General features: G+C 54.2%; 31 protein-coding genes and 1 riboswitch. Of the genes, 27 read left to right on the top strand and 4 right to left on the bottom strand.

Annotation, left to right across the window (positions count from 1 at the left end; translation table 11 throughout):
• Positions 1-17: 17 nt before the first annotated feature.
• A complete protein-coding gene (locus tag ACFPOF_RS14220; RefSeq protein ID WP_378133681.1) occupies positions 18-1,148 on the top strand; it encodes a M20/M25/M40 family metallo-hydrolase in 1,131 nt (376 codons plus the stop codon).
• Positions 1,149-1,333: 185 nt separating this feature from the next.
• Here the strand turns inward: ACFPOF_RS14220 and mciZ are convergent, their stop codons facing one another.
• Positions 1,334-1,492: a Z-ring formation inhibitor MciZ gene (gene mciZ / locus ACFPOF_RS14215; protein ID WP_378134413.1), complete on the bottom strand. Its 159-nt coding sequence runs from the start codon at positions 1,490-1,492 to the stop codon at positions 1,334-1,336.
• A 104-nt stretch (positions 1,493-1,596) separates the two neighbouring features.
• Between mciZ and ACFPOF_RS14210 the strand changes: the two genes are divergently transcribed.
• The 4 genes from ACFPOF_RS14210 to fur all read left to right on the top strand — a co-directional run bounded on the left by ACFPOF_RS14210 (position 1,597) and on the right by fur (position 4,660).
• Positions 1,597-2,166, top strand: coding sequence for an NUDIX domain-containing protein (locus ACFPOF_RS14210; protein WP_378133679.1), 570 nt, complete (start codon positions 1,597-1,599; stop codon positions 2,164-2,166).
• Positions 2,100-3,380: an endonuclease Q family protein gene (locus ACFPOF_RS14205; protein WP_378133677.1), complete on the top strand. Its 1,281-nt coding sequence runs from the start codon at positions 2,100-2,102 to the stop codon at positions 3,378-3,380. Before ACFPOF_RS14210 ends, ACFPOF_RS14205 begins: the two co-directional genes overlap by 67 nt.
• A 67-nt stretch (positions 3,381-3,447) precedes the next feature.
• Positions 3,448-4,107 carry a stage II sporulation protein M gene (spoIIM, locus tag ACFPOF_RS14200; protein WP_378133675.1) on the top strand — a complete coding sequence of 220 codons (660 nt, stop codon included), beginning with the start codon at positions 3,448-3,450 and terminating at the stop codon, positions 4,105-4,107.
• Between the two features lie 73 nt (positions 4,108-4,180).
• The gene (fur, locus tag ACFPOF_RS14195) at positions 4,181-4,660 is read left to right on the top strand and encodes a ferric iron uptake transcriptional regulator (RefSeq protein ID WP_378133673.1); all 480 of its coding nucleotides are present in this window, start codon (positions 4,181-4,183) and stop codon (positions 4,658-4,660) included.
• Positions 4,661-4,748: 88 nt separating this feature from the next.
• Here fur and ACFPOF_RS14190 read toward each other — a convergent pair whose 3' ends face one another.
• On the bottom strand, positions 4,749-5,231 hold the full coding sequence (locus tag ACFPOF_RS14190; protein WP_378133671.1) for a glutathione peroxidase: 483 nt from the start codon (positions 5,229-5,231) through the stop codon (positions 4,749-4,751).
• A gap of 154 nt (positions 5,232-5,385) precedes the next feature.
• Between ACFPOF_RS14190 and ACFPOF_RS14185 the strand changes: the two genes are divergently transcribed.
• On the top strand, positions 5,386-5,850 hold the full coding sequence (locus tag ACFPOF_RS14185; RefSeq protein WP_378133669.1) for a glutathione peroxidase: 465 nt from the start codon (positions 5,386-5,388) through the stop codon (positions 5,848-5,850).
• 69 nt (positions 5,851-5,919) lie between these two features.
• Here ACFPOF_RS14185 and ACFPOF_RS14180 read toward each other — a convergent pair whose 3' ends face one another.
• Complete coding sequence (locus ACFPOF_RS14180) at positions 5,920-7,038, bottom strand: S8 family peptidase (RefSeq protein ID WP_378133667.1); 1,119 nt, start codon at positions 7,036-7,038, stop codon at positions 5,920-5,922.
• A 144-nt stretch (positions 7,039-7,182) separates the two neighbouring features.
• On the opposite strand from ACFPOF_RS14180, the gene ald reads away from it, so the two are divergent.
• From ald to ACFPOF_RS14155, 5 genes are all read left to right on the top strand, one after another.
• On the top strand, positions 7,183-8,298 hold the full coding sequence (gene ald, locus ACFPOF_RS14175) for an alanine dehydrogenase (RefSeq protein ID WP_378133665.1): 1,116 nt from the start codon (positions 7,183-7,185) through the stop codon (positions 8,296-8,298).
• A gap of 62 nt (positions 8,299-8,360) precedes the next feature.
• Positions 8,361-8,600, top strand: a complete 240-nt coding sequence (locus ACFPOF_RS14170) for a DUF4227 family protein (protein ID WP_378133663.1) — start codon at positions 8,361-8,363, stop codon at positions 8,598-8,600.
• Positions 8,601-8,657: 57 nt separating this feature from the next.
• Positions 8,658-9,581: a tyrosine recombinase gene (locus ACFPOF_RS14165; RefSeq protein WP_378133661.1), complete on the top strand. Its 924-nt coding sequence runs from the start codon at positions 8,658-8,660 to the stop codon at positions 9,579-9,581.
• Positions 9,582-9,632: 51 nt separating this feature from the next.
• A complete protein-coding gene (locus ACFPOF_RS14160) occupies positions 9,633-10,808 on the top strand; it encodes a phosphopentomutase (RefSeq protein WP_378133659.1) in 1,176 nt (391 codons plus the stop codon).
• Between the two features lie 30 nt (positions 10,809-10,838).
• On the top strand, positions 10,839-11,666 hold the full coding sequence (locus tag ACFPOF_RS14155) for a purine-nucleoside phosphorylase (protein WP_378133657.1): 828 nt from the start codon (positions 10,839-10,841) through the stop codon (positions 11,664-11,666).
• A gap of 60 nt (positions 11,667-11,726) precedes the next feature.
• On the opposite strand, the gene ACFPOF_RS14150 is transcribed toward ACFPOF_RS14155, so the two are convergent.
• Entirely contained in the window at positions 11,727-12,005 is a 279-nt protein-coding gene (locus ACFPOF_RS14150; RefSeq protein WP_378133655.1) for a hypothetical protein, read from the bottom strand.
• Positions 12,006-12,195: 190 nt separating this feature from the next.
• Between ACFPOF_RS14150 and ACFPOF_RS14145 the strand changes: the two genes are divergently transcribed.
• The 16 genes from ACFPOF_RS14145 to ribH all read left to right on the top strand — a co-directional run bounded on the left by ACFPOF_RS14145 (position 12,196) and on the right by ribH (position 26,766).
• Complete coding sequence (locus tag ACFPOF_RS14145) at positions 12,196-13,386, top strand: D-alanyl-D-alanine carboxypeptidase family protein (protein WP_378134411.1); 1,191 nt, start codon at positions 12,196-12,198, stop codon at positions 13,384-13,386.
• A 128-nt stretch (positions 13,387-13,514) separates the two neighbouring features.
• Positions 13,515-13,868 carry an anti-sigma F factor antagonist gene (gene spoIIAA, locus ACFPOF_RS14140; RefSeq protein WP_378133653.1) on the top strand — a complete coding sequence of 118 codons (354 nt, stop codon included), beginning with the start codon at positions 13,515-13,517 and terminating at the stop codon, positions 13,866-13,868.
• Complete coding sequence (gene spoIIAB, locus ACFPOF_RS14135; RefSeq protein ID WP_378133651.1) at positions 13,865-14,311, top strand: anti-sigma F factor; 447 nt, start codon at positions 13,865-13,867, stop codon at positions 14,309-14,311. The genes spoIIAA and spoIIAB overlap by 4 nt, the downstream gene beginning before the upstream one ends.
• A 25-nt stretch (positions 14,312-14,336) precedes the next feature.
• Positions 14,337-15,095: an RNA polymerase sporulation sigma factor SigF gene (gene sigF, locus ACFPOF_RS14130; protein WP_378133649.1), complete on the top strand. Its 759-nt coding sequence runs from the start codon at positions 14,337-14,339 to the stop codon at positions 15,093-15,095.
• Positions 15,096-15,374: 279 nt separating this feature from the next.
• On the top strand, positions 15,375-16,835 hold the full coding sequence (locus ACFPOF_RS14125; protein ID WP_378134409.1) for a spore germination protein: 1,461 nt from the start codon (positions 15,375-15,377) through the stop codon (positions 16,833-16,835).
• On the top strand, positions 16,822-18,012 hold the full coding sequence (locus ACFPOF_RS14120; protein WP_378133647.1) for a Ger(x)C family spore germination protein: 1,191 nt from the start codon (positions 16,822-16,824) through the stop codon (positions 18,010-18,012). Before ACFPOF_RS14125 ends, ACFPOF_RS14120 begins: the two co-directional genes overlap by 14 nt.
• The gene (locus tag ACFPOF_RS14115) at positions 18,009-18,260 is read left to right on the top strand and encodes a hypothetical protein (protein WP_378133645.1); all 252 of its coding nucleotides are present in this window, start codon (positions 18,009-18,011) and stop codon (positions 18,258-18,260) included. Before ACFPOF_RS14120 ends, ACFPOF_RS14115 begins: the two co-directional genes overlap by 4 nt.
• Complete coding sequence (locus ACFPOF_RS14110; protein ID WP_378133643.1) at positions 18,241-19,560, top strand: GerAB/ArcD/ProY family transporter; 1,320 nt, start codon at positions 18,241-18,243, stop codon at positions 19,558-19,560. Before ACFPOF_RS14115 ends, ACFPOF_RS14110 begins: the two co-directional genes overlap by 20 nt.
• 14 nt (positions 19,561-19,574) lie before the next feature.
• Positions 19,575-20,216, top strand: coding sequence for a stage V sporulation protein AA (locus ACFPOF_RS14105; RefSeq protein ID WP_378133641.1), 642 nt, complete (start codon positions 19,575-19,577; stop codon positions 20,214-20,216).
• On the top strand, positions 20,209-20,634 hold the full coding sequence (locus tag ACFPOF_RS14100; protein WP_378133639.1) for a stage V sporulation protein AB: 426 nt from the start codon (positions 20,209-20,211) through the stop codon (positions 20,632-20,634). Before ACFPOF_RS14105 ends, ACFPOF_RS14100 begins: the two co-directional genes overlap by 8 nt.
• Before the next feature lie 133 nt (positions 20,635-20,767).
• Complete coding sequence (gene lysA / locus ACFPOF_RS14095) at positions 20,768-22,099, top strand: diaminopimelate decarboxylase (RefSeq protein WP_378133637.1); 1,332 nt, start codon at positions 20,768-20,770, stop codon at positions 22,097-22,099.
• 44 nt (positions 22,100-22,143) lie between these two features.
• Positions 22,144-22,569 carry a peptidylprolyl isomerase gene (locus tag ACFPOF_RS14090; RefSeq protein WP_378133635.1) on the top strand — a complete coding sequence of 142 codons (426 nt, stop codon included), beginning with the start codon at positions 22,144-22,146 and terminating at the stop codon, positions 22,567-22,569.
• 150 nt (positions 22,570-22,719) lie between these two features.
• A riboswitch (FMN riboswitch) is annotated at positions 22,720-22,911 on the top strand.
• Positions 22,912-23,174: 263 nt separating this feature from the next.
• Positions 23,175-24,275 carry a bifunctional diaminohydroxyphosphoribosylaminopyrimidine deaminase/5-amino-6-(5-phosphoribosylamino)uracil reductase RibD gene (gene ribD, locus ACFPOF_RS14085; RefSeq protein ID WP_378133633.1) on the top strand — a complete coding sequence of 367 codons (1,101 nt, stop codon included), beginning with the start codon at positions 23,175-23,177 and terminating at the stop codon, positions 24,273-24,275.
• The gene (locus ACFPOF_RS14080) at positions 24,276-24,947 is read left to right on the top strand and encodes a riboflavin synthase (RefSeq protein ID WP_378133631.1); all 672 of its coding nucleotides are present in this window, start codon (positions 24,276-24,278) and stop codon (positions 24,945-24,947) included.
• A gap of 14 nt (positions 24,948-24,961) precedes the next feature.
• Positions 24,962-26,182, top strand: coding sequence for a bifunctional 3,4-dihydroxy-2-butanone-4-phosphate synthase/GTP cyclohydrolase II (locus tag ACFPOF_RS14075; RefSeq protein ID WP_378133629.1), 1,221 nt, complete (start codon positions 24,962-24,964; stop codon positions 26,180-26,182).
• A 113-nt stretch (positions 26,183-26,295) separates the two neighbouring features.
• Positions 26,296-26,766 (top strand): 6,7-dimethyl-8-ribityllumazine synthase, encoded by a 471-nt coding sequence (ribH, locus tag ACFPOF_RS14070; RefSeq protein WP_378133627.1) that lies wholly within the window; start codon positions 26,296-26,298, stop codon positions 26,764-26,766.
• The last annotated feature ends 25 nt before the right edge of the window (positions 26,767-26,791 follow it).

The following is a 26,791-nucleotide window of genomic DNA, read 5'->3' as shown; positions in this document are numbered from 1 at the left end:
GTCAGGAGGAAAGCCGTATGGTGCAAAAACAGCGATTGATCGACGAATTCATGGAACTCGTACGTATCGACAGTGAAACGAAATTCGAAACGGAAATCAGCAAGGTGCTCATCAAGAAATTCGAGGAACTTGGGCTGGAAGTCGAAGAGGATAACGTCGGACCGCAAATCGGCCACGGCGCCGGCAACTTGTTTGCTTGGCTGCCCGCTACCCCTGGACAAGAAAATGTGCCGGCGATCTTGTTCACGTCCCATATGGACACCGTCATGCCCGGCAAAGGCATTCAACCGACGCTGAAAGACGACGGTTACATATACAGCGACGGAACGACAATTCTCGGAGCCGATGACAAAGCCGGCCTGGCCGCGATGTTCGAAGCGCTGCGCGTGATGAAAGAAAACAACTTGCCGCATGGTGGCATTCAGTTCGTTATTGCAACAGGCGAAGAATCGGGTCTGCTCGGTTCCAGACATATGGACGGCTCACGTCTGCGTGCCAAATTCGGTTACGCGCTCGACTCGAACGGTGAAGTAGGCGCGATCGCGGTCGCCGCTCCGACGAATTCCAGACAGTTCATCACAATCCGCGGCAAGGCGGCACATGCGGGCGTCAACCCGGAAGACGGCATCAGCGCCATCCAGGTTGCATCCAAGGCGGTATCGCGCATGAAACTGGGGCGCCTGGACAGCGAGACGACATCGAATATCGGGCGTTTCGAAGGCGGCGGCGAAGTAAACATCGTGACGGATACGATCAAAATTTATGCGGAAGCCCGCAGCCAAGTGCAAGAAAAAATGGATAAGCAAGTGGAAGCGATGCGCGAAGCGGTCCGAAGTGCTTGTGAGGAGTACGGGGCGGAATTTGAGTTCGTCAACAATACGATTTATCCGGCGTACAAGTATGGAGACGGTGACGAAGTGGTCGAAGTGGCCAAAGCCGCCATTCAAGCGATCGGCTTGACGCCTCGACAATTCGCAAGCGGCGGAGGCAGCGACGCCAATATGTTTAACGGCAACGGCGTGCCGACCGTAAACTTGGCTGTCGGCTACGAGCACATCCACACGACGGACGAGAGAATCAAGGCGGACGACATCGTTAAGGTGGCAGAGCTTGTACTGGCGATCGTCAACGAAACGTTGAAGAAGTAAAATCAAGCAGCGCTCCGGCGATCTAGGGCGTGTCTGAATACTCCGAGGGCAGCAGATTTGGCCGAATTTTCGTTCCATGCAAGGAGCGTTTGTGAAGGCGTACCGGGGGTACGTCAAGCAAACGCGACGAAGCAGGGGGCGAAAAGGCGGTGAAAGATGCCCCTGAGCGGGTTTTCAGACACGCCCTAGCTTTCGCCGCAGCGTTGCTTTTTCAATAAGTCGGCTAGGAGCACAGTGAGAGGTAAACGACTTTCGCGATTTTTCTGCTCCTGGCGAAGCGCATGGCGGATTTCCCACGCTTTGCCTACAAGGCGGAGCCGTCCGGGCTCGGCATATTTTTTCAACATGGCAGTCGACCTCCTTACATATTGTTGCAAAAGGATGGACAAGCTTATATGTTGAACATATGCATCGAATTTTTTAATCATGACTGGAGGCCATCGAAACGATGAGCAAACAAAAAGAAAACGCACATCATCCTTTTTACGAAGAAACAATCGGTACGAAATCCATATTCGAAGGCCGCATGATTTCTTTGCAAGTAGATACGGTTCGCCTGCCGAACGGCGAGACAGCGACAAGGGAAATCGTCAGACATCCCGGAGCGGTCGCAGTCGTGGCGATCATGGACGGCAAAATGCTCGTCGTCGAGCAGTTCCGCAAGCCGCTCGATAAAGCGCAGGTCGAAATTCCGGCCGGCAAGCTGGACGCGGGCGAAGAGCCGGAAGCGGCGGCAAGACGCGAACTGGAAGAGGAGACGGGATTCCGGGCGAGAAGCATGCGCCGCTTAAACTCGTTCTCGACGTCTCCCGGATTCGCCGACGAAATTATCCATATTTATTACACGGACGATCTGGAGCAAGGCGAAGCGCATTTGGACGACGAAGAGTTTCTTACTTGTGAGGCGATTACGATCGAGCAAGCACAACGTTACATCGAAGAAGGCAAAATTTGCGACGCGAAGACGCTGCTGGCGGTTTACGCGTGGCGCTTGCACACATTGACGGGCTCGTTCTGATGCGTGGGGATACAAGCGAGACTGACGTCGCGCAAACGCTCGGCCCCGTTTTCGCCGACTTGCACGTGCACATTGGACGCAGTCAAGACGGCAAACCCGTCAAAATAAGCGGAAGCAAAGATTTAACTTTCTCGAACATCGCGAGAGAGGCGTCCGAGCGCAAAGGAATCGAACTTGTAGGAGTTATCGATTGTCATTCTCCTGCTGTTCAGGCGGAAATGGAAGCCTGCCTTGCGTCCGGCGACATGCAAGAGGTTGAAGGAGGCGGCATCCGCTACCGCCGCACTACGATTGTGCCCGGAATCGAGATGGAAGTGAAGGAAGAGGGCGGCGGCCCGTTTCATCTGCTCGGATACTTGCCGACGCTGGCGGCGATGAAAGAATGGACGGCGTGGCTCAAACCGAGGGTGACGAACATTTCGCTCAGCTCGCAGCGCGTTCGCGCCAGCGCCAGAGAACTGCAGCGCGAGCTGTTGGATCGCGGCGGATTGCTTGTGCCGGCGCATGTGTTTACTCCGCACAGAGGGCTGCTCGGTTGTTCTGCCGATCGGTTGTCAGACCGACTCGATCTGGACGGTATTGCCGCCGTCGAGCTTGGTTTAAGCGCGGATACGGCGATGGCCGGAACGTTGTCGCAGCTGGACGCGATTCCGTTTCTGACAAACTCTGATGCTCATTCTGTCGGCATGATCGGCAGGGAGTGCAACGAACTGCTGCTAGCGGAACCGTCTTTCGCGGAATTCGCCAAAGCGCTTAAGGGAGCGGACGGCAGACATATCGTTGCCAACTACGGTTTGCACCCGCGACTCGGGAAGTATCATACGACGTATTGCCGGGGATGCGGCAAAGCGGTTTCAAGCGCAGAAGCGACGACCGGCGGTTGCCCTTTCTGCGGCAGTCACAAACTTGTCCGCGGCGTTGAAGGGCGCATCTCCCAACTGGCAGACCGCAAAGCGGCACCGTCCGAAGTGCGCAGACCGCCGTATCGCGCACATGTGCCGTTAAGTTTCTTTCCCGGCATCGGCCCCGCGACGAGAGAGAAGCTGTTCACGGAAGCGGGCACGGAAATGGACGTGCTGCATCGTCTGCCCGAGTCGCTGATTGCGTCCGTCGCGGGCAGCAAAGCGGCAGCGCTGATAATTGCCGCAAGGGAAGGGCGGCTTGATTTTGTCGCCGGCAACGGCGGCACGTACGGCGCGATCGTTCTATCATAATCTCGGCTTGTCCCGCATACGAATAGGCACGAAGCCTGTACGCACGGCGGATAAGGAGGTTGCATCGATGCAACTGAGGTTGTGGAATTTGTCGGCCCGCGACAACATTAATCTATACGTGTTCGTAGGCGTTCTTGTCATCGTCGGGGCGGTCTTCGGCGGCATGCTCGTGCATGCTTTGACGCTCGAGCAGCAGCAGGAGATGGCCGATCATCTTGGCGCCTACTTGACGACTTTAAAACATCCTGACCAGCTGTCCGCAAGTGATGCGTTCTGGGGAAACTTCCGTTTTTACGCCAAATGGCTGCTATTGATCTGGCTGCTCGGCTTATCCGTTATCGGTTTGCCGTTTGTATTTGCGCTTGATTTTCTGAAGGGTGTTCTTGTCGGCTTCGCCGTCGCGCTCCTGGCGCAGCAGTTCGAATGGAAAGGCGTCTGGTTTTTCATAGCGGCAACCGCGCCGCAGAACGCCATCGTCGTTCCCGCGCTGATGATCGCCAGCATCTCGGCTGCCAGGTTCGCTTATTTCGTCGTGCGCGAACGGCTATTCCGCCGCAAAGGCCAGCTATTGCCGCCGTTCCTTGCTCATACGGCCGTAACGGGCATGATGCTGATCGCACTTGTCGTTGCTTCTTTAGTCGAGGCATACGTATCTCCAGCGTTGGTTTCTCGGGCAGCTCCGTCAGTATCGGTATCGACAGCTTCTACCATTCCTGCTGAATTCTGACGATAGGTTTGACTATTCGAATAGGCTCGTCCTATAATGAAAGGAAGTGCAGTAGCGACCGGAGGGGGAAACTATGGAAGCCCGCATTGAAAAAATAAAACAGCAATTGCAGTCCCAGGGCTACAAGCTAACCCCGCAAAGGGAAGCGACCGTCCGGGTGCTACTTGAGAACGAGGAAGACCATCTGAGCGCGGAAGACGTATTTATGCTCGTCAAGGATAAGGCTCCCGAGATCGGACTTGCGACCGTGTACCGTACGCTTGAGCTTCTCAGCGAAATGCATGTCGTAGAAAAGTTGAATTTCGGAGACGGTGTCGCAAGGTACGATCTGCGTACGGACAGCAATAAGCATCACCATCACCATCTCATCTGCGTGAAATGCGGTTCCATGTCCGAGATATTGGAAGACTGGCTCGGGCCGCTTGAAGAGCGTCTGGAGAAGGAATACGGCTTCACCGTCCTCGATCACCGTTTGGATTTCCAGGGCATCTGCGCGAAATGTAGAGCCAAAGAAGCGGAAAATTCCACGGATTCCTCGAACGAACCGGCATAAACGAACGTTTTAGGTTCATTTCGCCCATAACAAAAAGGCTGCCTTCCGATGCAGCCTTTTTGTATGCTGGAAATAACGTATCCGACAATCAACTTTGCAGAAGCCGCTTGATGTGCGCTTCGATTTTCTCCGGCTTAACGGTAGGGGAGAAACGTTTCACGACTTTGCCGTTACGATCAACAAGAAATTTCGTGAAATTCCACTTGATGTTTTTCAGTCCGAGGAATCCCGGCGCGACTTTCGTTAAATGGCGATAGAGCGGGTGGGCCGTTTGTCCTTTGACGTCAATCTTGGCGAACAAAGGAAATGTAACGCCATGGTTTATCTGGCAATGGGTGACGAGGGAATCGCCTTCAAGCGGTTCTTGGTTCGCGAATTGGTTGCTTGGAAAACCAAGAACGGCCAACCCATCGTTTGCATAATTTTCGTGCAGCTTCTGCAATCCTCCGAATTGAGGAGCGAATCCGCATTTGCTTGCTGTGTTAACAATAAGCATCACTTTGCCGCGATAGGGTTCCAAACTTGTGTGTTCGCCGCGAGAAGTATTGAACGGGATGTTGTAGATAGACATTAAGGACGCCTCCTTGGGCAACGATTCATTAGTTTGACTTTATGCAATTCATTCGAACGTTGTCAAGGCCAGAGCTTTGACAGTCGCATAAACGGATGTTATAGTAGCTTCGATTACAACCCCAGCAAACCGAAAAAAAGAGGAGGCAAATCCCATGTCCATATATGCATATTCTTCTCGCAAAGCGAACGGAGAAGCTGTTCATTTATCTGCTTACGAAGGCCAAGCATTGCTTATCGTAAATACCGCCAGCGAATGCGGTTTGACACCGCAATTCAAGGAGCTTCAAGAGCTTTACGATACGTATAAAGACCGGGGCTTGGTCGTGCTCGGTTTCCCTTGCAACCAGTTCGGAGGACAGGAACCCGGGACGGCTGCGGAAGCGGAAGCATTCTGCAGCTTGAACTACGGCGTGACGTTCCCTATGTTCGATAAGCTGGACGTGAAAGGGGCGGAAGCGGACCCGTTATTCGTCTATTTGACGGACACGACTGGAGCGGAGATTACTTGGAATTTTGCCAAGTTTCTTGTCGATCGCCAAGGTAACGTCGTCAAACATTTCGACCCTACCGCGAAACCGCTCGAATTGAAATCGGACATTGAAAAGCTGTTAGGCTGAGTCGTACATCATACTAAGGGAGGCCCTCGCTGGATGGGCCTCCCTTTTGCGTTTGTCGAACATACTTTATTAAGGGGAGCGACGTAGCTTCTTCGGAAGTCCGGTTGCTGCGGAGGCCGCTTGCAGCAAACCGTTTCCGACGGCATTCTTCCCGCCGGGAATCGGCAACGCAGAGCGCCTGAGCCGCCTCGCGACTGCCGTCGCGCTCAGCGTCGGACAAATCGCTCTCAGAAGTGCCGCTGCGCCCGTCACGTGGGGAGCCGACATCGACGTCCCTGACTCTCTCCGGTATGTGCCTCCAGGCCACGTCGACAAGATGTTGACGCCCGGCGCCGCAATGTCGATACCTTTGCCCCTGCTGGAAAAGAAAGCGGGCCGATTCGCTCTCGTCGTGGCTGCGACCGCAATCGTCTGCGGATAGCGGGCCGGAGAGTCGATTCGCTTGAACTCCGTCCCACTGTTACCAGCGGAAGCAACCATGACGGCGCCGCGTTTTCTCGCTTTCACGATGGCGGCTTTCAAAATATCGCTGTCGCCGGCCATGCCAAAGCTCATATTCATGATGCGAATGCCTCGGGCCATACACCATTCGATGCCTTCCACGATATCTGATATGAAGCCGCTGCCCGAAGCATCGAGTACTTTCACCGCGTACAAACTCCCTTTGGGCGCAACCCCGTAAATGCGCTGCCTGCCTGTAGCGGCGGTGATGCCTGCGACATGCGTGCCGTGGCCGTTATCGTCTGCGAACGATTTGCCTCCGATCGTGTTTACGCCGCCTGCGATCCTTAAGTCTGGCGAGCGGGCGATGCCCGTATCGAGAATGCCGATCTTGACGCCCGCTCCGAAGCGGGAGGCAGTCCAGATCGGCGGCGCTTTCACGCGCCTGACGTTCCAAGGGATGCGTGCCGGGATAACGATATCGTGCGCTTTCGCTTTGCGGTCGCGTTCGATAAAGGCGACTCTGGGATGGGCGTTTAATGCTTTCCAATCGCTGCTCTTGTCTGCATGACAGCAAACGAGGCGAAACGCGTCGACTTTCTTGATCGGCTTAACGCCTGCTGCAGCAAGCTGTTTCAGGCAGCGCCTGTAATCGGCGTCCCGATGGAAGACAATGTTTCTGCGTTCCGTCCGTGCGGACGGACGCGGCTTGACCGATCGGCCGATCGATCTCGCTAGCGCGTTCAAGGCGATCCCTCCCGTCGGCGTATTCCGCCATGATCTGCTTGTAAAGTATGGAGAACCCGGCGATATGGTGCATGGCGCGGGAGCATAGCGACAGCGGAACGAAGCAATTCTAAAGAGGACTACAACACGGGAGGAATTGCGACTATGATCATCGGTTTGCCTAAAGAAATCAAGAAACAGGAATATCGCGTCGCGCTTACGCCGGCAGGCTGCGAAATGATCGTTCGGCAAGGGCAATCCGTCGTTGTGCAGGCGGGGGCTGGAGAGGGCAGCGGCTTCCCGGACAGCGAATACGAGAAAGCGGGAGCGAAGCTCGTTACGGAAGCGGCGGAGGTATGGGCTGAAGCGGATATGATCGTCAAAGTGAAAGAGCCTTTGCAGGAGGAATTCGGCTATTTTCGCCAAGACCAGCTATTGTTCACGTATTTGCACCTCGCTGCGGCGCCCGAACTTGCGAAGGCACTCGCGGATAAGCGCGTGACGGCGATCGCTTACGAGACGATTCAGGCACCGAACGGAAGTTTGCCGTTGCTGACGCCGATGAGCGAAGTGGCCGGACGGATGTCGGTGCAGGAAGGGGCCAAATATTTGGAGGCATTCCAGGGCGGGCGAGGTGTTCTGCTCGGGGGTGTGCCTGGCGTACCGCCAGCCGAAGTTATCATAATCGGCGGCGGGATCGTCGGCACGAACGCGGCGAAAATGGCGCTCGGACTCGGCGCGGAAGTAGTCGTGCTGGAGAAGAGCGGCGAGCGGATGCGTTATCTGGACGATGTCTTTCAAGGGCGGCTGCGGACGTTGATGAGCAACCCGTACAACATTGCCCAGGCGGTTCGCAAAGCCGATCTGTTAATCGGCGCCGTTCTCGTGCCCGGTGCTCGCGCGCCGAGACTCGTCAGCGAAGAGATGGTTAAAACAATGAAGAAAGGCGCAGTCATCGTCGATGTGGCGGTCGACCAAGGCGGCTCAATCGCGACGATCGACCGGGCGACAACGCATGAGAATCCGGTATTCGAGAAATACGGCGTCATCCATTATGCCGTCGCCAACATGCCCGGAGCCGTACCGCGCACATCGACGCTCGCGCTGACGAACGTTACGATCGATTACGTGCTGCAGCTTGCGTCCAAAGGATTCCAAGAGACGATCAAAAGCAATGCAATGCTCGCGCTCGGAGTTAACGCCTATCGAGGCGCCATTACGCATCCTCATGTCGCCGCGGCAGTCGAACAGCCATACACGCCGCTGGAGAGTTTGTGGTGACATCATTTCGCCTTTCCTTTCATACGGATGAATGAGAGTCCGGACAAGGGGGAGTTCGAACGATGAAACGGGAACGAGCTTACGAAAGATGGTGGGAGCGTCTGCAGTTTACGCTCCTTTTTCTTGCTCTTGCGGTATTCGTCCACAGTTTCTTCGGCTGGTTCCACAGTTGGCTCACACCGTCTGACCCTTACAAAGTGCCTTCGGGTAATGCCTCCAAAGTGTTTCATTCCGGCGAAGGCGGTGACCCGGACAGTTCTCCGGGCGACAGGCTAAGATTATTTTATTGGTTAGGCGAGTAGGAAATAGCCGGGTACGCGTGGAATACAACATACGTGCCCGGAAGGAGTTAATCTACGATGAGCGACAACAGCGCGGAACGGAATGCTCTACTCGGCGACTGGATCAGACGATATATCGATTTTGTGAAGGAACAACGCGGCAAATCCGCGAATACGGTGCTCGGCTATACTGCGGATCTGGAGCACTTCAGGCGATGCCTTGAAGATGCCGGCGTAGGGTATCCTTTCGAAATTCGACCGCACCATTTGTCCGTGTATATGAACGATTTGCGCCAAGAGGGAAAATCAATTGCGACCATCAGACGAAGAACGGTCGCCATTCGCGCGTTTTGCAAATATCTTGCGATTCATCGGGCTGTCGATTACGATCCATCGATGCAGCTTGAATCGCCGAAAGCTGAAAAAAAACTTCCGGCAACGATCGAGCAAGCGGAACTTGAAGCTTTACTTGACTTGCCGGACGTGTCCGAAGAGGCTGGCGTTCGCGATCGCGCGCTGCTCGAATTGTCGTATGCATCCGGGCTTCGCGCCTCGGAGCTTGTGGCGCTCGACGTGGCCAGCGTTAGACTCGACATGGGATTTTTGTTATGCTTGGGATCCGGGGGCAGGGAGAGAATGGTTCCGTTCGGCTCTCAAGCATCCTATTGGGTAGAGCGATACTTGAGCGAAGTGCGCCCAAATCTTGAATCGGCGGACAAGCCGACGAACGCCTTGTTCCTGAACCGGGCCGGCGGCAGATTGACGCGCCAAGGCTTCTGGAAAATATTAAAGATGTACGCGGACAAGCTTGGCGTGAAAGCAAGCCCGCACACGCTCAGGCATTCTTTTGCTGCCCATTTGCTTCGCAACGGAGCGGACGTTCGGGCGGTTCAGGAAATGTTAGGCCATACGGAGCTAGCGACGACGCAAATGTACGTATCGGGCGCCAAACCCAAAATCAAGGAAAACTACGAACGCAATCATCCGCGTGCCCAAAGTTGACGAAGCTGAGCGCTTCGCCAGCGAGGGCAACTGACGAAAAGGGGAATGTGAATGGCCTACCGAAAAGTGACCGTCATCGTGTTGGACAGCGTTGGCATCGGCGAAATGCCCGACGCGGCTGATTATGGAGATCTGGGCGCAAACACACTTGGACATATTGCCGAACGCGTCCGCACGCTTGAGTTGCCTAACTTGAGGAAACTCGGCCTCGGTAATATCGCTCCACTGGCGGATTGGAAGCCAGAGCCGTCACCGAGCGGTTACTATGGGAAAATGGCCGAAGTTTCCGTCGGCAAAGACACGATGACCGGTCATTGGGAACTGATGGGGCTGCGGATCGATACGCCGTTCCGAACGTTTCCGGACGGGTTCCCTGCCGAGCTGCTTCGTCAGTTCGAAGATTTGACCGGCCGCAGCGTCATTGGCAACAAACCGGCGTCCGGAACGGAAATTTTGGACGAACTTGGCGAAGAGCAGATGAAAACGGGAGCTTGGATCGTCTACACCTCTGCGGACAGCGTTTTTCAGCTTGCAGCGAACGAAGACGTAATACCGCTCGAGGAACTGTATGAGGCGTGCCGCATTGCGCGCCGTCTGACGATGAAAGATGAGTTCTCTGTCGGCCGTGTTATCGCAAGGCCTTATGTCGGCAATCCCGGTGCTTTCAAGCGGACAAGCAACCGGCACGACTATGCGGTGAAGCCGCCGCGTCCGACAGTACTCGACGCGTTGAAGAACCGTGGGCTGGATGTCGTCGCGGTTGGTAAGATCAACGATATTTTCAGCGGCGAAGGCGTTACCCGGGCGATTCCGACGAAGAGCAACGCGGACGGCATCGCCGTGACCGCCAAAGAAATGGCAGCAGACTTTCAAGGGTTGCTGTTCACGAATCTCGTTGATTTCGATTCGTTGTACGGTCACCGGCGCGATCCGGAAGGTTACGGTCGGGCGCTTGAGGAATTTGACCGCGCGCTACCTGACCTGATGGCAGCAACGGGAGAGAACGACTTGCTTCTCATAACCGCAGACCACGGCAACGACCCGATTCATGCGGGCACCGATCACACCCGGGAGTATGTGCCTTTGCTGGCATGGAGCCCGAGCTTGTCGGGAACAGGCCCTATCGACACTCGGTCGACTTTCGCCGATCTCGCAGCGACGATCTCCGAAAACTTCGGTGCGGGTTACTCCACACATGGCCGCAGCTTTCTATCGCTTCTGAAATAATTTATTGGGAACAGGGAGAGATTGCAAACGATGGCACACGCGATTACGAAAGCGATTATCGACGAAGCGGCGGCATTTATCCGCACAACAACACATATCCGTCCGGAAGTTGGACTCATTCTCGGCTCCGGCCTTGGCGTGCTCGGAGACGAATTGGAAGATGCGGTTACGATTCCTTATGAAGACATTCCGCACTTCCCCGTGTCGACGGTCGAAGGACATGCCGGCGAACTGCTGATCGGCAAGCTGCAAGGGCGCAGCGTGCTGCTGATGCGCGGTAGATTCCACATGTACGAAGGGTACGGGCCCGAGCGGACGGCATTGCCGGTTCGCGTCATGAAGGCGCTCGGCGTAAAGACGTTGCTTGTGACGAACGCGGCCGGCGGCGTTAATTTGACCTATGGCCCTGGCAACTTGATGCTCATCTCCGACCATCTGAACTTGACAGGGCGCAATCCGTTAGTCGGACCTAACGATAACGCGCTTGGCGTCCGGTTCCCGGATATGTCAGACGCATACAGCGCGCGTCTGCGCGCCATCGCCAAGGAGTCGGCTGCAGCGCTCGGTTTCTCGGTGCAAGAGGGCGTGTACGCGGGGTTACTCGGGCCGAACTACGAGACGCCGGCGGAAATCCGCATGCTTCGTACGATCGGGGCAGACGCGGTCGGTATGTCGACCGTATCGGAAGTCATCGTTGCCCGGCATTCCGGCATTGAAGTGCTTGGCATCTCGTGCATTAGCAATATGGCTGCTGGTATATTGCCGCAGCCGCTTTCCCACGAAGAAGTCATGGAGACGACGGAACTCGTCAAGGAGCAATTCATTTCCCTCGTGCTCGCGGTTATACCGAAAATGTAAGCAAGCACAATGACCGCCAAACAAAAAAAGAGCGTGCACCGTGAAGGTGACGCTCTTTTTTTATTTAAATATACGAGTCTTGAACACATGTATGTCATGATCGTGTTGGGTGGTCTTGTCCATTAAATAGTGGATGGAATCATTAAAGCGGACCTGCTCGGTTTCTACGCGTTCGAGCCTGTTTTCTACTCGATCAAGCCTTTGATTGATTTCCTTGATGTCGCTCTTCATTTCCTGCATATCGCTCTTCATGTCTTGCTGCTCGCCAAGCACTTTGCCAACCATGCCGATGAGCTGACCCATCATGTTCTCAAGCCGTTCGAGACGTTCCTCGGACATCCGGATTCCTCCTTGTTGGATCTTGTCTTATTTTAGCAAACAGGCGTTCGCATGTCAATGTGGGGTGGCGGTTCAGTTGCCGGTGTTGGAATATTTTCCAGAGGAGGAGGGAACACTAGGGGGAAGAACAAACTATGGCCGCTTGCGGCCGCAGGAGGGGGAGCCATTTTTGGCCTGTCACGATAAATGTATGAAATCCCGTTTCCAACTGTTCGCTTATTTGCTTGCGCTCGGATTGACCATCGCCCTCGCGTTGCCGAACGTCGCACGTGCGAAAGAGCCCGCTTCGGGCGAAACCGTTACCGACATGGCCGCCAGCGCCAAGTCGGCTATTCTGATGGACGCGGACAGCGGAACGGTCATTTACGAGAAAAACAGCGATATGCAGCTGCCTCCCGCGAGTATCACGAAGATTATGACGATGCTGCTCGTTATGGAAGCGCTGGATGAAGGCAAGCTGAAGCTGACGGACAAAGTTCGGGCGAGCGAATATGCTTCTTCGATGGGCGGCTCGCAAATTTTCCTCGAACCAGGCGAGGAGATGAGCGTCGATGAAATGCTGAAAGGCGTTGCCCTCGCATCCGGTAACGACGCTTCCGTGGCCCTGGCAGAGAAGCTCGGCGGCAGCGAACGGCAATTCGTCGCGATGATGAACGCGAAAGCGGAAGAGCTCGGCATGAAGAACACGAAATTCGTCAATTGCAACGGACTCCCGGCCGAAGGGCATATGAGTTCTGCGCGCGATATCGCGATCATGTCAAGGGAGCTGCTCAAGTACGAAAGCATTACGAAATATACGGGTCTCTATCAGGATTACTTGCGCAAGAGCAGTCCGAAGCCGTTCTGGCTTGTGAACACGAACAAGCTAGTTCGGTTCTATAGCGGCGCTGACGGCTTGAAAACAGGTTTCACAAGCGAAGCAAAGTTCTGCTTATCGGCGACTGCACGCCGCGACAACTTGAGGCTGATCGCCGTCGTTATGGGCGAGCCGAACACGAAGACGCGCAACGCGGAGGTTTCCCATCTGTTCGATTATGCATTCGCGCAATATACAAATGTACCGATTTACAAAAAAGGCGACGCGATCGGTACGTTGGAAGTCGAGAAAGGCAAAGTGGGTTCCATTCCGTTAACCGCTAAACATTCGTACAGCGTGCTCCTGAGGAAAGGGGATGCCGGCAAAGGCATCCGCCACGAGCTTGTGCTGCAGCCGAACGTCAAAGCGCCAGTCGAGATCGGACAATCGGTCGGCAAACTTGTCGTGTATCGGGGCAACGAAGTGCTATCGGAGTTCCCAGTCGAATCGCCACTCGCCGTCGAACGCGCTGGCTGGTGGACGCTGATGCGCAGAGCTACGGGACACTTGTTTTTCGCAGGTTAAGTAGGGCGAAGTTTTTGTCGAACGAGGCAACGTTGCTTCTAGTTTTGTCGGAGGGCAGGAATGGGAGAGCCGCCCGTAGAATTGGACAGGGGCAAAGAAGAAGCGCACATGGGGAAGGGGAAATCGGTATGAGCTTGCAAGTCGAGCTGGAGCAGCAACGCAACGTGTTGATCGTCCGCCTAAGAGGCGAGTTGGATCACCATACGGCCGACGTTGTTCGTTTCAAAATGGAGGACGCGATACTAAGGGGCAGGTGCGATCACGTCGTTCTGAGCTTGAAAGATTTGCATTTTATGGACAGTTCGGGTTTGGGCGTCGTCCTCGGGCGCTACAAGCTTGTGAAGAGCCGCGGCGGCAAAATGGTCGTCTGCGACGTGCAGACGGGCGTCAGAAGGCTGTTCGAGCTGTCCGGACTGTTTAAAATTTTATCGTTCTACGATACCGAGCGGTTAGCGGTCTCCAGTCTGGAGGTCGTGTCATGAGCGGAAGCAATCAGATGAAATTGAGCTTCTCCAGCCGTTCCGAGAACGAGTCTTTCGCGCGTATCGCCGTCGCTGCGTTTATTTCCCAGCTTGATCCGACGCTCGAGCAATTGGACGAAATCAAGACGGTTGTCTCCGAGGCAGTCACCAATTCAATCATTCACGGTTATGACGGCAGAACGGACGGCGTCGTGACGGTAGAAGCGACGATCGAAGGGGACACGGTGAGCATCTCGGTCAGCGACGAAGGCAAAGGTATCGAAGATTTGGAGCTCGCCCGCCAGCCGCTCTTCACTTCGAGGCCGGAGTTGGAGAGATCCGGAATGGGTTTTACGATCATGGAAAATTTCATGGATGAGTTCGACGTCGTCAGCTCGAGCAATGGCGGAACTTCTCTGCGGATGAGAAAGCGGATCGAATCGAAAAAAGCGCTGTTCAACTAATCGACGCGCGGCAGGGGTTGGGGGCATGGAATCAGAGTGGAAACGTTCGTCTCCGCCGGCTTACCTGGATGACAGCGAAGTGAAAAGACTAATCGCGCTCAGCCAATCCGGGGATACGACCGCGCGGGACACGCTCGTCAGCAGCAACATCCGGCTCGTCTGGTCCGTCGTGCAACGGTTCTCGAACCGCGGCTACGACAGCGACGACCTTTTTCAGATCGGTTGCATCGGACTTCTCAAGTCCGTGGACAAGTTCGACCTGAGCTACGACGTGAAGTTCTCGACTTATGCAGTGCCGATGATCATCGGCGAAATCCAGCGGTTCCTTCGCGACGACGGCACGCTTAAAGTAAGCCGTTCATTGAAGGAGATGGCGAACAAAGTTCGCAAGGTGAAAGACGAGCTTTCGAAACGGCTTGGCCGCGCGCCAACGATTGGAGAAGTCGCGGAAGAAATCGGTGTGACGCCGGAAGAAATCGTGTTCGCCCAAGAAGCGAATAAACCGCCGTCATCGATTCATGAGACGGTGTTCGAGAATGACGGAGACCCGATCACGCTGATGGACCAGATCGCCGACGACTCCCAAGAACGGTGGTTCGACAAGCTGGCATTGACGGAAGCGATTCAGGGCTTGAATGATCGCGAGAGGCTTATCGTGTACTTGCGCTACTTCCGCGACCAGACGCAATCGGAAGTAGCCGGTCGACTCGGTATTTCCCAAGTACAGGTCAGCCGTCTGGAGAAAAAAATATTGCAAAGCATTAAAGAACAAATCGCCCAGTAGTGCAAGAAAAAAGATTGCCGTTCTTCCGTTCGAATAAACGGATGATCCGGCAATCTTTTTTTCGTCTGGATACATAGGAAACTTCTCCCTTGGCAAAATAACGGAAGGTGGTGATCCCGATTGATCTTACGTAGAGGAAAAGGCAGAAACAGCGGCAACAGCAGCAATGGCGGGGAGAAGAACGACTCCAAGGAACATATCGATTTCACGTACATAACCGAGTTGAATGAAGTTCCGATCAAGCGGACGCTTCAAGAAAATAAAGATCTGATCGACGACATGTTCAAAGAGTGCTCGGACATCGTCATCCGCCCTTTCGACATTGAAGAAAACGTACATGCTCTCGCCGTTTTCGTCGACGGACTCGTGTTGACGACAGAAGTGGACGAAGCGCTGAAAGCAGTCATGATCTATGAAAGAGGATCCGAAGACGCGAAGCGGTTATTGGAAACGGTCATTCCGTCCGGACAGGCAAAGACGACCGACAATTACGGCGACTTCCTGCTAGGAGTGCTCAGCGGAGACACTGGCATCATTATCGAAAATAGCGATAAGGCCATCTTGCTCGGTTTGCGAGGACCATCGCTCAGATCTGTCTCGGAGCCGCCGTCGGAAGCAGTCATTCGTGGCCCGCGAGAAGGGTTTATCGAAAACTTGAGGACGAATACATCGCTCGTTAGGCGTAAAATCAAGTCGCCGAGGCTGAAGATGAAGCCTTTCGTCATCGGCAAGCACAGCAATACGTCCGTTGTCCTTTCGTATATGGAAGGCATTACTGACCCGGCATTGGTAGAAGAAGCGGTTAAGCGCCTGCAGAAAATCGAAATCGACGGCATTCTCGATTCCGGGTATATCGAGGAACTGATTCAAGACAGTGCCTTTTCTCCGTTTCCGCAAATTCAGCATACCGAACGTCCCGACCTTGTCGCGGCGGCGCTGCTTGAAGGAAGAATCGCCATTTTCGTCGACGGGACGCCGTTCGTTCTGCTTGCTCCTACCGTCTTCGTTCAACTATTGCAAGCGACAGAAGACTATTACGAACGTTTCCAGATCGGTACGCTGGTACGATGGCTCCGATACTTTTTTTTATTCGCGTCGCTCGTTACGCCGGCGATGTACGTAGCGCTCACGACGTACCATCACGTTCTGATTCCGACCAAACTGTTGTTCAGCATCGCTGCGGCCAGGGAGTCGATCCCTTTCCCGGCGATCGTGGAGACGCTGATCATGGAAGTTATTTTCGAAGCGCTCCGGGAAGCGGGCGTTCGGCTCCCGAAAGCGATCGGCTCGGCCGTCGGCATTCTGGGAGCGCTCGTCATCGGGCAAGCGGCCGTGGAAGCGGGGATCGTGTCCGCGCCCGTGGTAATCGTCGTGTCGATTACCGGAATCGCATCCTTCACAATTCCGCATTTTAACGGTGCGATCGCCGTCCGCATGCTTCGTTTTCCGTTGCTCATTTTGGCGTCCATCTTCGGGGTTTACGGCATCTTTTTCGGTTTGATTCTGATCATCGGGCATATGGCCAATCTTCGTTCCTTTGGCGTGCCGTATTTGACGCCGATCAGTCCTCTCAAGCTGTCCGATTTGAAGGATGTATTGATCAGAGCGCCGCAGTGGGCGCTCTCGACGCGCCCCAGCTTCTTGCACGTAAGGGACGATACGCGCATGAGCGATACAATGTCGAAAGAAATCAAAGATCAGAACGGGTCAAAGGGGGATTCACCCGATGACAAAAGGTAAGCTGTATAAACGGATACGTCCCCTCGTCCTTTTGTTGTGCTTGCCGTTTCTGGCAACCGGCTGTTGGGACAGGCTCGAGGTGAATGATGTCGCGATCGTCGTCGCTATGGGCATCGATAGGGAAAAAGACGGCACGTACAAGCTTTCGCTGCAAATACCTCTGCCTGGCCAAATGGGCAGCTCCGGCTCCAAGGGTGGCGGAGGAGGGACGGGAGGCAGCAAAAGTTATTATATCGATTCCGAATCGGGAACGACTACGAGGCAAGCCGCCGTCACCTTGCAAAAACGAATGTCGCGAAGATTGATTTACGGTCACTACCGCGTGCTCATCATCAGCGAAGAAGTCGCGAGGAACGGCATCGAAAATCTGTTCGACATTTTTTCCAGGTGGCCGGAAAACCGGTTGACTTCTTATGTGATCGTCTCGAAGGGCAAAGCGATCGACTTGTTGGAAGTCCAGTCTAGCCTGGAACGATTTTCAGGCGAGGCGATGCGTGAATTGATCCAAATGGGCGGATTTATTCCGGTCAGCATTAAAACCGTCGGGCAAACGTTAAGCCATATCGGAACCGACCCTATTATTGCCTATATGGGTCAGCAGGAAACGGGAGCCAAAGAGAAGAGCAAAGAAATTCAAGTGCTCGGTTACGCCCAATTTCAAGGCGATAAGATGGTCGACGTATTCGAAAACGAAGCCGCTGCAGGTTTAGCCTGGATGAAAAGAGAGGCCAAACCTGTCTTCTTGAATGTCGCGTTGAATCAACCGAAAAGACTTCAATTTAACGTGAGCAGAGCAAAGACGACAATAACGCCTTCAGTAGACGGAAACAACCGCGTCAAATTCAAGATCGAAGTCGAGGCCAGGCTGGCGGTCGTCGAAAATATGACCATGGAAGATTTGTCCGAAGAACAAACGATTCGGAAAGAAATCGGCGCCGCTTCGGCAAGCATCAAAAATCAAATCGAAAAAGCGGTTGCGACTATTCGAAAGAACGGCTCCGATTCGGCCGATTTGGGAATGATCGTGTATCGCAAGTATCCCCGCAAATGGCAGCGAACGCTCAAACAGCATTGGACGGAAACGCTCAAGAACGCCGAATTCGACATTCATGTCGACGCGGATATCGTCCAAAGCGGATTGGCAAACGAAAATATCGTGAGGCAGGAAAACAGATGAATCCTATTTTTCAAGTCGTGTTTTTGCTTGGAATGGCCATTTGGTGCGCGACGGACTATAAGAAAGTCAAAGCGCTCCCGTCTTCCAGGATGCTGTTCTGGGCCATTCAAATGTTATCGCTCGCTTTGTTCGTCGCGATCAGCCTGAATTACCGGCCTCGCCTTCCTTCGGAATGGCTCGACGATACCGTCTCGTCTTGGGCGAAATCAATCATCGGAGGGATCATGTATGTCCAAACAGGCGATTAGTTCGCGCCAAATGGCGTGGCTGTTGGCCGCGTTTATCTATAAAGCGTTCGACAACATTGGCTGGCAGTTGGCCAAGGCCGCCGGGCATGATGCGATTTTCTCCTATGCCGCCGCGATCATGTACGCCTTTCTGATCGCGTTTCTTTTCTATACGTTATCACGCAAATTTCCCGGAAAAAACGTATTCGAAATCAGTTTTATCGTAGCGGGAAGATTTGGCGGCGCGGCGATCAACGCGATCCTCCTATTGCAAATTTGGTTCGTCTTCGTCCGTGACGTCTCGTATTCGACCAGCTTCATCAGCAACGTGCTGCTGCGGTTTACGCAGCCGGAAATTTTGATTCTTCTGTTCGTGCTGGTCATGATTTATTACGGGAAAACGAGCATCGAAGTCGCGGCAAGGGTCAACGAATTCATTTTCATTTCGTTCGCCTTTGTCTTCCTGCTTTTTCCGCTGCTGTTAAGCAACGAAATTTCCGCTTCCCAATGGGAACCCGTGTTTACGCAACCGCCTGCGCAAGTGCTGCTGACCAACGTATACGGCGCCGTTCAATTCGGCGATATGTTTCTGTTCGGCGCTTTTTTGCACATGCTGCAAAATTCCCGCATGCTTCATGCGTCGCTTCGGCATGGAATGGCCATCGCCGCGTTCGGCCTGTCGCTGACGACGATCATCATCATCGCCGTGTTCGGCGCTCCAATCTTCGAAAAGCTGACCTACCCCGGGTTCAATTTGTCGACTCAGATGCATATCACCGACTTCCTGGACCGGTTGGAGATTTATTTATACGTGTTCTATCTTCCTCTTTTGCTGTTTAACTCCGTCGTGACCTTCCTGGCGTTTCAGCACGGCGTGACCAGCTTCCTGAAAGGATCCAATCCGATTGTGTTCAGTAGATCGTTAGGCTGGCTGTTGATGCTTACGCTTCTCGTCGCTTTCCGAAATCAGAGCGAGCTGTGCAATTTCTACCAGTATGCTTATCCGGTATTTCAGATTGCCGTTCAGCCGCTGATCATCATATTGTTTTTCGTATTGGCCATGCGCTTTAAAGCCGATCCGGCGAACGAAGCGGAAGAGCGAAGGCCGGAAAATAAAAGCGATAAAGGCCGTATGCGGCTCAGTGTAAGGGGGTGGATGCGTTTGACGCATTTGTCGGTCGGCGCGACTGTGTTTCTCGTCGTCTTGGGCATGTGGCTGGCAACCGATTTCCCGTGGGTCGGCAATGCTTGTTTGCTTGCATATGGGCTTTCCTTGCTGTTTATCGTCTTTTCGACATATAAAGAAATGAAAAGCGCCTAATGGGGGACGAGTCCATGGAAACATCGTCCGTCGTCTATGTGAGGCTGCGCCGCCGGGTCGTCGTGACCCCGGAATCCGTCATTACGCTTGGACAAGTGGCAAGGCTCGTATCGGATGCCGATAAGGAACGGCAATTGAGAAACTTGCCGCTGCACCGCGTACGGTCAGAAGATAGCAATATGCTCGTCATCGACATGCTTCAAATCGTCAAGGCAGTGCGGGAAACGCTGCCTGGCACTGCTATCGAAACGTTCGGAGAACCGCATGTGCTCGTCGAAATTTCTTCCGCCGGCCCAGCCAAACCCCGCATCCTCATCCTTGTTCTGGCATGGCTACTGCTTTTTTTTGGATCAGGGATGGCGCTTATGAACTTTCATGCCGACGTCAACATGCCCCATGTCCAGAAGCGGGTCACCGAACTCATTACTGGCAAGCCTGACTGGCATCCTTGGTTGTTTCAAATCCCGTACTCCATTGGAGTCGGCTTCGGCATGCTGCTGTTCTTCAACCGGTTGCTGCGCAAAAGAAGCTCCGACGAGCCTAATCCCCTCGAAGTAGAAATGTTTATGTACCAAGAAAATGTGAATCACTACGTCATCACGGAAGAATATCGCAAGAAACAAGACTCGGAGGAGGCGGAAGGAAAAGGTGGTTGATTGGCTAACTGGCGCGCTGATGGTCGCCGTTGGTCTGGCGGGCGGCTTTTCCGTTGGCAGCGCGTTCGTGGCTCTTCTTATCGTACTTGACCTGATTCCTCGTCTCGTGCAACTGACTAAGGCGCACAGGCGGTCAGGCTTGTTCGAATCGGCGATTCTGGCAGGAGCAGTAATCTGGAGCTGCGCCGATCAATTCGATTGGAAGCTCGGTTGGCCGGACGGCATTCTTCTTTTTCCCGCTGTATTTCAAGGTTTATTCGTCGGGATGTTAGCCGCCGCACTGACGGAAGTGCTTAACGTCCTTCCCATATTTTCCAAGCGATTCAGGCTCAAGTCTTATATGTTCTTGCTTCTCATGGCCATGGTGCTGGGCAAGGTGACCGGCTCGCTAATCGATTGGCTGCTTATTCAGCGATGAAGAGAATGCAAATGATTTGGCGAATCCTCCATTTCCCCAACAGCGAAATTCGGCTATACTCATGCTATAAGTGCAAACACCGGGAGAACGGTCGAATGCCGCCGCCCGAATTTCGCAAAAGGGGAAATCATTAATGTTCTTGCATGGTACGAGTAAAATAAACGCTAAAGGTCATCTCGAAATCGGCGGTTGCGACGTTACGGATCTGGCCGAACAATTCGGCACGCCGCTTTATATCGTGGACGAGGCGCTCGTGCGCCAACGCGCCCGCGAATTCATGGAAGCGTTCCGCGCCACCGGTCTTCGCCACCAGGTGGCTTATGCATCCAAGGCATTCTGCGTCATGGCGATGTGCCGTGTTGCGGAAGAAGAAGGGATGAGCCTCGATGTCGTGTCCGACGGCGAGCTGTATACGGCGCTTCAGGCGGGTTTCCCGGCGGAACGCATTCACTTCCACGGCAACAACAAGACACCTGAAGAAATCAACATGGCGCTTGACGCCAACATCGGCTGCTTCGTTGTCGATAATTTTGTCGAGATGCATTTGCTGAATGCACTCGCGGCCGACAAAGGCAAGCGCGTTAACGTGTTGCTCCGCATTACGCCGGGAGTCGAAGCTCATACTCACGACTATATTTCCACCGGTCAGCAAGATTCGAAGTTCGGCTTCGACCTCGGCAACGGCACCGCATATAAAGCGATCGAGACGGCAATCGGATTGCCGAACCTGAAGGTGCTTGGCGTTCACTCCCACATCGGCTCGCAAATTTTCGAAGTCGAAGGTTTCCGCATGGCAGTGGAGAAAGTGTCCGCGTTCGCAGTTGAAATTCGCGACAAGCTTAATCATACGTTCACCGTTCTGAATCTCGGCGGCGGATTCGGTATTCGTTATGTGGAAGGCGATCAGCCGCTTCCGCTCGGTGTATACGTCGACGCGATTGCAAATGCGGTTCGCACGACTTGCGAGAACGCGAACTTCCCGTTGCCGGAAGTATGGATCGAACCGGGCCGCAGCATGATCGGCGACGCGGGTACGACGCTCTACACGGTCGGGACAAGCAAAGACATCCCTGGCGTACGCAAATATATTGCGGTTGACGGCGGCATGACAGATAATCCTCGTCCGGCGCTGTACGAGTCCAAATATGAAGCGGTGCTCGCGAACCGCGCGAACGATGCGCTTGAAGAAGTTGTGTCCGTAGCCGGCAAATGCTGCGAAAGCGGCGACATGCTCATCTGGGACTTGAAGCTTCCGCAAGTGCAAACAGGTGATCTGCTCGCCGTATTCTGCACGGGTGCATACAACTACGCCATGGCGAGCAACTACAACCGCATACGTCGTCCGGCCGTCGTTTTCGTGAAGGACGGGCAAGCTGATCTTGTCGTCGCTCGCGAATCTTACGACAATATCGTCGGCAACGATGTGATTCCGGCACGCCTGCAAAAGCAAACCGTATCGAACTAACTCAATGATTTTGGTTCACATTGCGACAGGAGGAAATTTTTTTAATGGCTAAGAAAGCGATTATCAAACTGGCTACCGGCCAGCAAGTGGAGTTGGAGCTGTTCGACGAGGACGCGCCGAATACGGTCGCTAATTTCGAGAAGCTCGCGAACGAAGGGTTTTACGATGGCATTCCTTTTCATCGCGTGATTCCGGGATTTGTTGCGCAAGGCGGATGCCCGAACGGTAACGGCACGGGCGGCCCCGGCTATACGATTCCGTGCGAGCATAACAAAAACAAACACGAGCGGGGCAGCTTGGCGATGGCTCACCGCGGTCCGAACACCGGCGGCAGCCAGTTCTATATCGTGTACAGCCCGCAGCCGCATTTGGACGGCGTCCACACCGTGTTCGGCAAAGTGGCGTCCGGCATGGAGCATGTGGATGCGCTGAAAGGCCAAGAGAAAATGGAATCGATCCGCGTAAGCTAGTCTCGGATATTTATTAAGGCGTCAAGCCCTGCAACGTTATCCGCCAGGACCTCGTTGCGGGGATTTTTTGTCATTGGCCGAAGGTAATCAATCCCAAGTCAATTGCTTGCAATTTAAGAGGCAGAATGTTACACTTTCATACAATCAGTTGCTTACCTTCGGGGCGGGGCGTAATTCCCCACCGGCGGTGATCGGCTCGTGAGCATATCGGCTTTGCGCCGGGGCGACGGCCGTCAGTCCGTGACCCGCAATCGACTCTTCCGGTTATCCGGCGGCGCGATTTCGGTGGACCTGGTGCAAATCCGGGACCGACAGTTAAAGTCTGGATGGGAGAAGGAAGCGCAGCGACATTTTGCTGTCCAATAGACAGATATTCGTGCGTCAGGCACGTGAAGATAACATTCATCGCAGATGATTGTTCTTTTTTTCACATGCCACCAACGCTACGGTTTATTTCTGTATCTTTTCGGACGTTTGTTTTTTCGCGCTGTGTTTCTCTAACCCCCGGAGCCTGGGCTCTTGGGGTTTTTTTATCGTAACTGACCGCAAGTCAAAAAATCGGCGTGGTCGCTCAAGCGAAGCGCGTCAGGGAAAGGAGCGGAAATATGGATTTGCTGAACGACGAAACGTATATGAGGCTTGCGTTAAACATGGCGGGAGCGGCCTCCGGACAAACCGGTGTTAATCCCGTCGTCGGCTGCGTTGTCGTGAACGAAGGGCGGGTCGTCGGACTCGGGGCCCATCTGAAGCGCGGCGAAGGGCATGCGGAAGTGCTTGCGCTGAACATGGCGGGAACACTAGCTAGAGGCGCTACCGCCTATGTGACGCTAGAGCCCTGCAGCCACACGGGCAAGCTGACGCCGCCTTGCTGCGAACGCCTTATCGCGGAAGGCGTCTCTCGCGTCGTCGTCGCGGCGAAAGATCCGAATCCGCTTGTGGCGGGTAAGGGAATCGATAGACTTCGGGAAGCGGGCATTCAAGTCGATGTCGGGCTGCTAGGAGACGAATCGACGGCGCTGAATGAAGCGTTCAACAAGCATATCGTCCATGGCATTCCTTTCGTAACGCTGAAGACGGCGGTGACATTAGACGGGCGAATCGCGACGAGGACCGGGCACAGCCGCTGGATTACGGGCGAGAAAGCAAGAGAAGCCGTCCACACGATGCGTCATAAGCATCAAGGAATTATGGTCGGCATTGGGACGATTAAGGCCGATGATCCAGAGCTGACGACACGCTTAAGCGTGCCAGGTATCCATCCGATACGTATTGTCGTGGACGCCAAACTTGCGATCTCCGAACATGCCAGAGTGTTGAACAACGTTGCCGATACGATTGTGATCGCGACTGAGCACGCGGACGCGGATAAAGCCGCTTTGCTGGAAGCGAAAGGGACCACGGTGCTTCGCTGCGGCAACGGCGACAGAGTTGATCTCACGCAGGCCATGATGAAGCTTGGGGCCATGGGCATCGGTTCGATTTTGCTGGAAGGCGGCGGAGTGCTGAACGGTGCCATGCTCAAAGCCGGACTCGTCGACAAAGTTAAATTGATCTACGCGCCGATTATCGTCGGCGGCGAAGGGGCGCCTTCTGCGTTTGAATTCGCAGGGCCGGAGAAAATGTCGGATGCGCTCAGGCTGAATCGCGTGACGATGGAGCGCTTCGGCGACGATTGGTGTATGACGGGATATCCGGAGGGAAAATGAATGTTTACGGGACTTATCGAAGAATTGGGCGTGCTTCGTTCCGTTCAAAGACGAGGCGAAGCAATGATCCTTGACATCGGGGCAAACAAAATCATGGACGATGTGAAGCTTGGCGACAGCATTTCAGTTAATGGCGTTTGCCTGACGGTCGTCTCTTACGATCGCGGCTCCTTCTCCGTCGATGTGATGCCTGAGACTTATAGGCATACGAACTTGAGCGCGATCAAGGCAGGCAGTCCGCTGAACTTGGAACGGGCAATGCCTGCGGGAGGACGTTTCGGCGGACACATCGTCCAGGGACACGTCGACGGTACCGGCACGATCAGGGGACGAACGAACGAAGCGAACGCCGTTGTATTTGAAATCGAGCCGAACAAAGAAGCACTTATGAGGCACATCGTTCAGCAAGGCTCAATTACGCTGGACGGCATCAGTCTGACGATTGTCGCGGTCGACCGGGAAGCGGGCAGATTCTCGGTGTCGATCATTCCGCACACGCTCCGGGAGACGATTCTGCAGAATAAGCATCCCGGAGATACGCTGAACATCGAATGCGACATTTTAGGCAAATATATTGACCACTTGCTGAGCGAAAGGGATAACGGCACAAAAGCCGCAGGCGGCGCCGGTAAACTGACGGCATCGTTTTTGCGCGACAACGGATTTATGTGAAGGAGGCAATCGCTATGACTCAACCATTGTTCGATCGCATTGAGGAAGCACTCGAAGATTTGAAAGCCGGCAAGGTTATTATTGTCGTCGACGACGAGGACCGCGAAAATGAAGGCGACTTGATCGCTCTTGCCGATAAGGCGACACCAGAAGTGATCAACTTCATGATCAGGGAAGCAAGAGGGCTTCTGTGCGTGCCAATTACGCCGGAAACAGCCGAAGCTCTTGACCTGCCGCCGATGGTCAGTCACAATACGGATTATCACGGTACGGCGTTTACCGTTTCGATCGACCATGTGTCGACGACGACCGGCATTTCCGCGCACGAGCGTTCGCTGTCAGTACAGGCGCTGATCGACCCGAATGCCAAGGCTGCTGATTTCCGCCGTCCCGGTCATATATTCCCGCTGATCGCGAAGAAAGGCGGCGTCTTGAGACGCGCCGGACATACGGAGGCGGCAGTTGATCTCGCCCGGATGTGCGAATCGGCGGAAGCAGCCGTCATCTGCGAAGTCATTAAGGAAGACGGCACAATGGCTCGTCTCCCCGATTTGCAGCTATTTGCGAAGCAGCACGGATTGAAGCTGATTACGATTAAAGATTTGATCCATTATCGCAACGAGAAGGAAAAGCTGGTCAAACGCGAAGTCGAAGTGCGCCTGCCGACCGACTTCGGGACGTTCCAGGCGATTGCCTACACGAACGACGTCGACCGCAAGGAACACGTCGCTTTCGTGAAAGGCGATATCGACGGCACCAAGCCGGTGCTCGTTCGCGTCCATTCGGAATGCTTGACGGGAGACGTGTTTCATTCGCATCGCTGCGATTGCGGTCCGCAACTTGAAGCCGCGCTGCGGCAGATCGAGAAGGAAGGCAGCGGCGTTCTGCTGTATATGCGTCAGGAAGGGCGAGGCATTGGGTTGATTAACAAGCTTCGCGCTTACCAATTGCAAGAGCAAGGCATGGACACGGTCGAAGCGAACGTTAAGCTTGGCTTTGCGCCTGATCTTCGCGATTACGGCATTGGCGCGCAAATTTTGAAAGACATCGGCATTCGGGAAATTCGCTTGCTTACGAACAATCCTAGGAAAATTAAAGGGTTGGAAGGATACGGTCTGAACGTTGTCGAACGAGTGCCAATCCAAATGGAGGAAAACGAAGACAACTCAGGCTACTTGCACACGAAGAAAGCGAAACTCGGTCACATGCTGCAGTTCGAAGGCGAGCCTAGTTAAGGCGTGTCTGAAAACTCGCTCAGGGGCATCTTTCACCGCCTTTTCGCCCCCTGCTTCGTCACTTTTGCTCGACAATCGCGCATCATTCGCGAACTACCGGGAGGACATAACAAATGACAGTCGTATACGAAGGTAATTTAATTTCTCAAGGGCTCAAATACGGGATCGTAGTCGGACGGTTTAACGAATTCATTACTTCCAAGCTGCTAGGCGGGGCGCTTGACGCACTGAAGCGCCACGGAGCGGAAGAACACGAAGTTGAAGTCGCCTGGGTTCCAGGTGCATTCGAAATCCCTCTCGTCGCGCAGAAGATGGCGGAAAGCGGAAAATACGACGCAGTCATTACGCTCGGCGCAGTCATTCGCGGCTCAACGCCGCATTTCGATTTCGTATGCAACGAAGTAGCCAAAGGCGTTAGCGCAATCAATCTGAAAACAGGCGTTCCGACGATTTTCGGCGTGCTTACGACGGACAGTATCGAGCAAGCGGTCGAACGCGCAGGCACGAAAGCCGGCAATAAAGGCTGGGAAGCGGCTGCCACAGCGATCGAAATGGCGAATTTGACGAGAGCGATCAGCGGGTAATCCGTTCTTAAGGTAAACGGGAGAA

The sequence above is a fragment of the Cohnella soli genome (assembly GCF_042655525.1).
GTDB lineage: Bacteria > Bacillota > Bacilli > Paenibacillales > Paenibacillaceae > Cohnella > Cohnella soli.
Note: the sequence above shows the minus strand (reverse complement) of the source record. Positions and strands in the feature narration are given on the sequence as shown.